Here is a 7,260-nt window from a genome sequence, read left to right on the forward strand (position 1 = left end):
ATTTAGCCTTTAAAAGAGTTTATCTTATCGATTATATACTCGATTTCGTTTTCCTGTAAAGTAGGATTTAAAGGAATACTAACCACTTCTCGATGAATTTTCTCAGTGATTGGTAATTTCAAATGATTCAAATGCGAAAGCGCCTTTTGTTGATGAGGGGGTATGGGATAATGTACATCAGTACCGATACCTGCTTCTGACAAATAAGCCCTCAATTTGTCTCTTTGCGAGGTTCTTAGTACAAATAAATGCCAAACGTCTTGATCAATTGAGTTTGATGGAGGAAGCACAATCGATGGATTCTTGATTTGATTTAGGTAAGTTCGAGCAATTTGCTGTCGTACCTGATTCTCAAAGTCTAAAAACTCAAGTTTTATCGTTAAAAAAGCAGCTTGAATTTCATCTAGTCGACTATTGAGTCCTACTTCATCAAAAACATATTTCTGGGAAGAACCGTAGTTTCGTAGTTGGCAATAAGCCTTGTAAAACTCCTCATTATTGCAGGTAATGGCGCCACCATCTCCCAGAGCGCCCAAGTTTTTGGAAGGATAAAAGCTAAATGCAGCGGCATCGCCCCAATTTCCTGCCTTAATACCCTCATAACTGGCGCCATGAGCTTGGGCTGCGTCTTCAAATATTTGTAGACCATATTGATTAGCGACACGCTGAATACTTGACATCTCACAACATTTACCGTACAGATGCGTAAGCATAATAGCCTTAGTATTAGGCGTGATTGCTTGTTCAATTTGATTTGGATCTATCAAATAGGTATCAAGTTTAGGCTCTACCAATACAGGTTTTAAATTTGCATTGATGATGGCTAGAATTGTAGCAATATAAGTATTTGCGGGTACAATAATTTCGGAATTAGGGGGATATTTGTAGGCTTTTAAGATGATTGTAAGCGCATCTAAGCCATTGGCTACACCAATACAATAATTCGATTCGCAATAGCGAGCAAAATTATTTTCAAAATCAATTAATTCTTGACCTAAAATAAACCATCCTTTTTCGAGTTTTTCGGAAAATTTTTTAATGAGTTTTTCCTGATAAGGTTGATTGGTACTTTGTAGGCTCAAAAAAGGAATTGTCATATTATTGTAGTAAGAGGAGTATGAGTATAGGGTTCGTAAATATAGTCGTCTTTGTCATAAAATCTATTGGCCAACACCAATAGAATAGCATCACTAGAAAATTGGTCCATTACGTGCCAATCTTCTGGTGCTAAGACCAAACATTTTTGTGGAGAATCAAGGATAAACTCTTCTTGTTTTTGTCCATTATCGTTTAGAACACGACAACTTCCAGAAATACATACTAAGGCTTGCCAAGTTTCTTTGTGACGGTGTCCACCTCGGACAGCATCTTGTTTCCCCTGAATATAAAATACACGTCTTATATGTCCAGGAAGAATTTTTTCAAATACAGTTAAATCTCCTGCATCAGAGCTGAATGTATCCAATAGTAATAATTGACTCACTATTATTAACGAAGGTTTAAAAAGTGACGTGGTAATATAAAGTATATTAGGTACAATTATCGAAGCATTTTTACCGATAATGTAATTGATTAGAAGATATATATGTTAGTATTATACTATAGAACTCAAAAATACTAAATATAATTTAATACTAAGGGGTATCTTAGGTTAAAATTGCTTATGAAAGTGATGAAATAGATTAAACGGTTATTAAATGCGAAAACATTTGTTATAATTGAATCATGAAGATAAAAAATATACCTTTGTAGTAAAATAACGAATTCGAAGCCCTCTTAGAGGGTATTTTAGATATAGAACTTAATATAAAAATGGTTAATTTACAAAAAAACGCCCGTTTTACGGGCGTTTTTTGTTTGATTATGCTATTACTACTGCCAAGCCTTTTTCTACATCTTGCTCTACAGTTTTGTATTTTACATTTTCTTTGATTGTACCATCTTGGTACTGTACAGTAACTCTTTGGTTTCTATCAGCAATTTTTATTGCTTGTCTTGGCGCAATTTTTTCTACTGATTGTCCAGCGCTCGGGTCAATATAATCCAGACCCGAATCAAATGTCCCTGCCAAGCCACCTACTAAGGATGATATAGCGTCCTCTTTTTGTGTTTGTAACTTTGGCTGAGGTGCTGGAGCCTGAGGAATTACAGGTTGTTCGGCTTCTTGTTGGAAATTCGGCATATCGGCTTTCATCAAGAAACTTACAGTATCTACATTGATACGGCTCAAGAAGCGCTCAAATAATTTGACAGCCTCAAATTTGTAAATCAACAACGGATCTTTTTGTTCGAAAACGGCATTTTGTACAGACTGTTTCAGGTCATCCATATCGCGGAGGTGCTCCTTCCACTCTTGGTCGATAAGACTCAGCGCGATGAATTTTTCCATCTCCGAAATAACCTTTTTACCATTCGTCGCAATAGTTTCATTTGCATCAGCAAAAATACCCGTTACAAGAACACCATTGGTAATAGGTACTTGAATACCTTGATAACCTTGAGATAATGCCTCATTAGCAAAATCAATCACTTTTGCGGCTAAAGCTTTGTTCTTAGCATTATAATGCTTTTCGGCAGCATCATACAAGCGATTTGTACGTTGTTGGGTATTCAACTTAGCAAATTCCTCACGCTCAAATGGAGGCTCCATACCAAGAATTTCAATCACTCGAAGCTCAACCTCTTCAAACGTGGTATTGTTTTGAATAATATCCGAACAAACATCAAAGGTTGTATTGGCAATGTCTAATGACAAACGCTCGCCAAACAAAGCATTTTGACGACGCTTGTAAATAGCATTACGTTGGTAGTTCATAACGTCATCGTATTCCAACAAGCGCTTACGAATACCAAAGTTATTTTCTTCTACTTTTTTCTGGGCACGTTCGACCGAAGAGGTAATCATAGAGTGCTGAATAACTTCTCCTTCCTCCATACCCATACGGTCCATTACTTTAGCGATACGGTCGGAGCCAAATTTACGCATCAAATCATCGTCCAATGACAAGAAGAATTGAGAAGAACCTACATCACCTTGACGACCCGAACGGCCTCTCAACTGGCGGTCAACACGGCGCGACTCGTGGCGTTCTGTACCTATAATAGCCAAACCACCCGCAGCTCTTGCTTCTGGCGATAGCTTAATATCGGTACCACGACCAGCCATGTTGGTTGCAATTGTTACTTTACCTGCTTGGCCAGCCTCTGCAACGATATCGGCCTCACGAGCATGATGCTTGGCGTTGAGTACATTGTGCTGAATTTTACGAATGGTAAGCATTCGACTCAATAACTCAGAGTTTTCGACAGAAGTAGTACCCACAAGCACTGGGCGGCCTGCTTCTACCATTTCTTGAATTTCTTGAGCTACGGCATTGTATTTTTCACGAACTGTTTTGTAAACCTTATCCTCGTGGTCGTTACGAGAGATTTTTCTGTTCGTTGGAATTGTAACAACATCTAGTTTATAGATTGTCCAAAACTCGCCTGCTTCAGTTTCGGCAGTACCCGTCATACCACAAAGCTTGTGATACATACGGAAGTAGTTTTGTAAAGTAATCGTAGCGTAAGTCTGGGTAGCATCTTCGATGTTTACATTTTCTTTTGCTTCGATTGCTTGGTGCAAACCATCTGAGTAACGACGACCATCCATAATACGGCCAGTTTGCTCATCCACAATTTTCACTTTACCTTCATCGATGATATATTCTGCATCTTTTTCGAATAAAGTATAGGCTTTTAGTAATTGGTTTACGGTATGGATACGCTGAGTTTTAGCCGAATAGTCGCGAATTAATGCCTCTTTTTTAACCAGGCGGTCATGCTCATTTAAGGAAGCATCTTTTTCGATTGCATTCAAATCAACCGACAAATCTGGAATAACAAAGAAGTTTGAGTCGTCGATAAGTCTTGCCATAAATTCAAGACCTTTTTCGGTTAACTCTACCTGATTGTTTTTTTCTTCAATTGTAAACATCAACGGAGCATCCGCCTCTGGCATCAATTTTTGGTTTTCTGCCAAATAGATTGCCTCAGTTTCTTGCATAATTTGCTTCACGCCGACTTCTCCTAAGAATTTAATCAAAGGACGGCTTTTTGGCAAACCTCTAAAAGCACGGAATAATGACAAACCGCCCTCTTTTTTCTTTCCTGCTGCAATTAACTTTTTCGACTCTACTAATAATTCCTGAACAATTCGTTTTTGCTGATCGACCAAACGAGCCACTAATGGATTGAAAATTTCAAAGTCTTGCTCATCGCCACGAGCCATTGGTCCACTAATAATCAATGGCGTACGAGCGTCATCAATCAATACTGAGTCAACCTCATCGACCATTGCATAGTGGTGCTTGCGCTGAACTTGTTCTTCTGGGCTACGTGCCATGTTGTCGCGTAGGTAGTCAAAACCAAATTCATTGTTTGTACCATACGTAATATCCGCCAAATATGCTTTGCGACGGGCATCCGTATTGGGCTCATGCTTATCGATACAGTCAACAGTAATTTGGTGGAACTCAAATAATGGAGCATTCCATTCGGAGTCACGCTTGGCAAGATAGTCGTTTACGGTTACAAGATGAACCCCTTGTCCAGCCAAAGCATTTAAGAAAGAAGGTAGAGTAGATACCAAGGTTTTACCTTCACCAGTTGCCATTTCGGCAATCTTGCCCTGATGCAATACGATACCACCAATCAGCTGCACATCGTAATGAATCATATTCCACTCGATTTCGTTGCCTGCTGCCATCCATTTGTTATGCCAAATGGCGGTATCTCCAACAATCTCAACGTTTTTCTTACGGCTGGCCATCTCAATATCAAATGGCGTTGCGGTTACCTCAAGTTTTTTGTTTTCTGTATATCTTCTAGCTGTTTCTTTTACAATTGCGAAAGCTTGAGGGAGAATTTCCATCAAGACTACCTCCAACGATTTGTTACGTTCGCCTTCCAATTTATCGATTTGGTTAAAGATATTTTCTTTAACGTCTACCGACATTTCTGGGTTGCCCTCGATTTCTAATTTGAAGTCCGAAATCTCTGCATCGTATTTGGCTAAACGTTCTTGAATTAGCGCTTTTAAGTCTGCTGTTTTTTGACGAAGTTGGTTGTCTGTCAAACTAGAAAGTTTGGCATATTCAACTTTGACATTTTCTACAATTGGCATGAGTTCTTTGATGTCGCGTTCGGACTTGGTACCAAAGAATTTTGTGACTGCCTTGGTTAAATAATTTATCATTTTGCTATTATTCGTTAATCTTTAGAGATTATTAAATGAGGTTTTGAAATAGGGTATTTTTTCAAACACAAAGCCTGTAAATTCCTATTGGTCTTCCTACAGAAAATTAATTACTTACAAATTTAGTTCATTAGAACCTTTTAAAAACAATTTCGTTATAATTAATATTGCATTCGAAAAAGATTTAGCATATTTTAGAAATCATTTAAAATACCTCTTTGTAAAGGTAAGTTGTTGAATATCATGGAACAAACTCCCCCTCGCCGTCGTCCACCACGTCAAAAGTTAAAAATGCCATTATTCGGAGATTTAATGGGTGGTTCTGGCAACAGCTCGACTCGCCCAGAGAAAAGTCCTTTGAGTGGCAAAATCACACCGTTGATTTTCTTAGGAGTTTTGGTGGTTTATGGCATTGATTACTTGACGAGTAAAAATAAAAATAAGGTAATTTCAGGACCAAGCGCCATCAAAGAAATGGCATGGAATGGTAAAATTACCAAAAAATGGGCTAATGTAATCGATACCTCTCGAATCCATTACCTTTTGGAAATTACTAGAGTAGTAAATGACTCTACAACCGAAAAACAAATAGTAGACTTAGTTGAAGAGAAAGGGGATTTTTGGGACAAGGTAAGTCCTAAAAATACGGTTCAGAAAAAAGAAGGTAGCTTGGATGTAACTGTACAAAGATATTTTAAAAAAGATACAGTAATACAATTACAATATCCTTGACGGCGAGTTGAGTGCTGTTATTCAAGAGCGTAGGTATGTCAGCTCTAATTGAGTGTGATGCTTGATTATATTGATGATTTTTGAAAAATCTGGCTTACAGCAACAGGCAAAGAGTGTGAAATTGTTTTTTAGTAATGATAAAAATGTTTTGCCAAAAGCCGAAAACTCAAAAACATAATTTGTGTGCTTTAGGCTTTAAACTTTAAGCATTGGTGAGGCACAGGTTGTCATAATTTCATAAAAACAACTTTACTTCTATGGCTTGCAGCTTACAGCCTATTGCCTAAAGCACACAACTCTACATGATTACTAAATAAATTACGCTAAGGTGACTGGCATAGAATTTGTAACGAATAATTCTATTACCCACACGTTAAGACTATTTATTTGAAACATGAAAAAAAAGTATCTATTAGTCCTAAGTTTATTAAGCATTTATACCGCCAACACATTTGCTCAATCTTCCCAAAAAAACGCTAGTAAATTCTCCTTCAAGCTGCCCGCCAACCAAGCTTTAGTTTTACCAGCATCTCCTTTTACAAATATTACTGATGCCTTAGGGATGTTAGAAGCCTCAACGTTTTTATCTTCTGTGGCGCTTCTCGAGTCGGTACAATCAGATACGCCTGATTTGAAGCTTAGCTCATTGAATCGGGATTACGTAATCAATGCCACTGATTTTGATGATGACGAAAACCTAGAGGATGATGAGGCCGCATTGCGTTCTATCATGGATAAAAAAGCGAAAGTAAAAGAGACAATCGTTTTACAGAAACCCGTGGCCAAACCAGAGGTAGCTAAGTCTGGAGCCGCAAATGGCAACAATTCCAACAATGAAGGAGGTTTGTATGAATATATCGTAAAGGAGGCAGTCCCTGAGGTAGCATTGACCGACGAAGAGAAAAAACAGTACAACTCAGGAGGGATGAGAGTATTATCTCTACTAGAAGAGGAGGCCTACAGTGACTCGGTTTTTACGAAGCCCGATCAGATAGCGATGTTTCCCGGTGGAGCGAAGGCTTTTGCTAATTTTTGGGATAAATCGGTCAGAAATATCAAGAAAGTTACGGATACCGAAAAGCAAAATAAAACTTTGGTACAGTTTATCGTAAGAAAAGACGGACGCTCGGAGCAATTTAGATTTATGAAGTCTTTAGATATCAAAACCTCCGAGGCAATTTTAGCCATATTGTATAAAATGCCAAATTGGGAACCCGCCAGTACAAAAGGAGCAGTAGTTAGCTCGTTGGTTCAATTGGAGGTACCCATGATTGATGTAAAATAAGATAGCG

At 38.2% G+C, this 7,260-nt stretch carries 5 protein-coding genes; 2 read left to right on the forward strand and 3 right to left on the reverse strand.

Going from position 1 to position 7,260, the window contains the following annotated elements; translation table 11 throughout:
* Positions 1-2 precede the first annotated feature (2 nt).
* From ACOVQ4_RS11765 to secA, 3 genes are all read right to left on the reverse strand, one after another.
* Positions 3-1,097, reverse strand: a complete 1,095-nt coding sequence (locus ACOVQ4_RS11765) for a DegT/DnrJ/EryC1/StrS family aminotransferase (protein ID WP_421820836.1) — start codon at positions 1,095-1,097, stop codon at positions 3-5.
* Entirely contained in the window at positions 1,094-1,483 is a 390-nt protein-coding gene (locus ACOVQ4_RS11770; protein WP_421820837.1) for a sugar 3,4-ketoisomerase, read from the reverse strand. The genes ACOVQ4_RS11765 and ACOVQ4_RS11770 overlap by 4 nt, the downstream gene beginning before the upstream one ends.
* Positions 1,484-1,861: 378 nt before the next feature.
* On the reverse strand, positions 1,862-5,236 hold the full coding sequence (gene secA, locus ACOVQ4_RS11775; RefSeq protein ID WP_421820838.1) for a preprotein translocase subunit SecA: 3,375 nt from the start codon (positions 5,234-5,236) through the stop codon (positions 1,862-1,864).
* Between the two features lie 243 nt (positions 5,237-5,479).
* On the opposite strand from secA, the gene ACOVQ4_RS11780 reads away from it, so the two are divergent.
* Entirely contained in the window at positions 5,480-5,968 is a 489-nt protein-coding gene (locus tag ACOVQ4_RS11780; protein WP_421820839.1) for a hypothetical protein, read from the forward strand.
* A 394-nt stretch (positions 5,969-6,362) separates the two neighbouring features.
* Positions 6,363-7,253, forward strand: coding sequence for a hypothetical protein (locus ACOVQ4_RS11785; protein WP_421820840.1), 891 nt, complete (start codon positions 6,363-6,365; stop codon positions 7,251-7,253).
* The last annotated feature ends 7 nt before the right edge of the window (positions 7,254-7,260 follow it).

Origin of the sequence: Flectobacillus sp., assembly GCF_049240685.1 — a bacterium.
Taxonomy (GTDB): Bacteria; Bacteroidota; Bacteroidia; order Cytophagales; family Spirosomataceae; genus Flectobacillus.

Excerpts from the sequence above, each read along its gene's own strand:
- secA (WP_421820838.1), bottom strand. The coding sequence starts at position 5,236 with ATGATAAATTATTTAACCAAGGCAGTCACAAAATTCTTTGGTACCAAG.
- ACOVQ4_RS11780 (WP_421820839.1), top strand. The coding sequence starts at position 5,480 with ATGGAACAAACTCCCCCTCGCCGTCGTCCACCACGTCAAAAGTTAAAA.
- ACOVQ4_RS11765 (WP_421820836.1), bottom strand. The coding sequence starts at position 1,097 with ATGACAATTCCTTTTTTGAGCCTACAAAGTACCAATCAACCTTATCAG.
- ACOVQ4_RS11785 (WP_421820840.1), top strand. The coding sequence starts at position 6,363 with ATGAAAAAAAAGTATCTATTAGTCCTAAGTTTATTAAGCATTTATACC.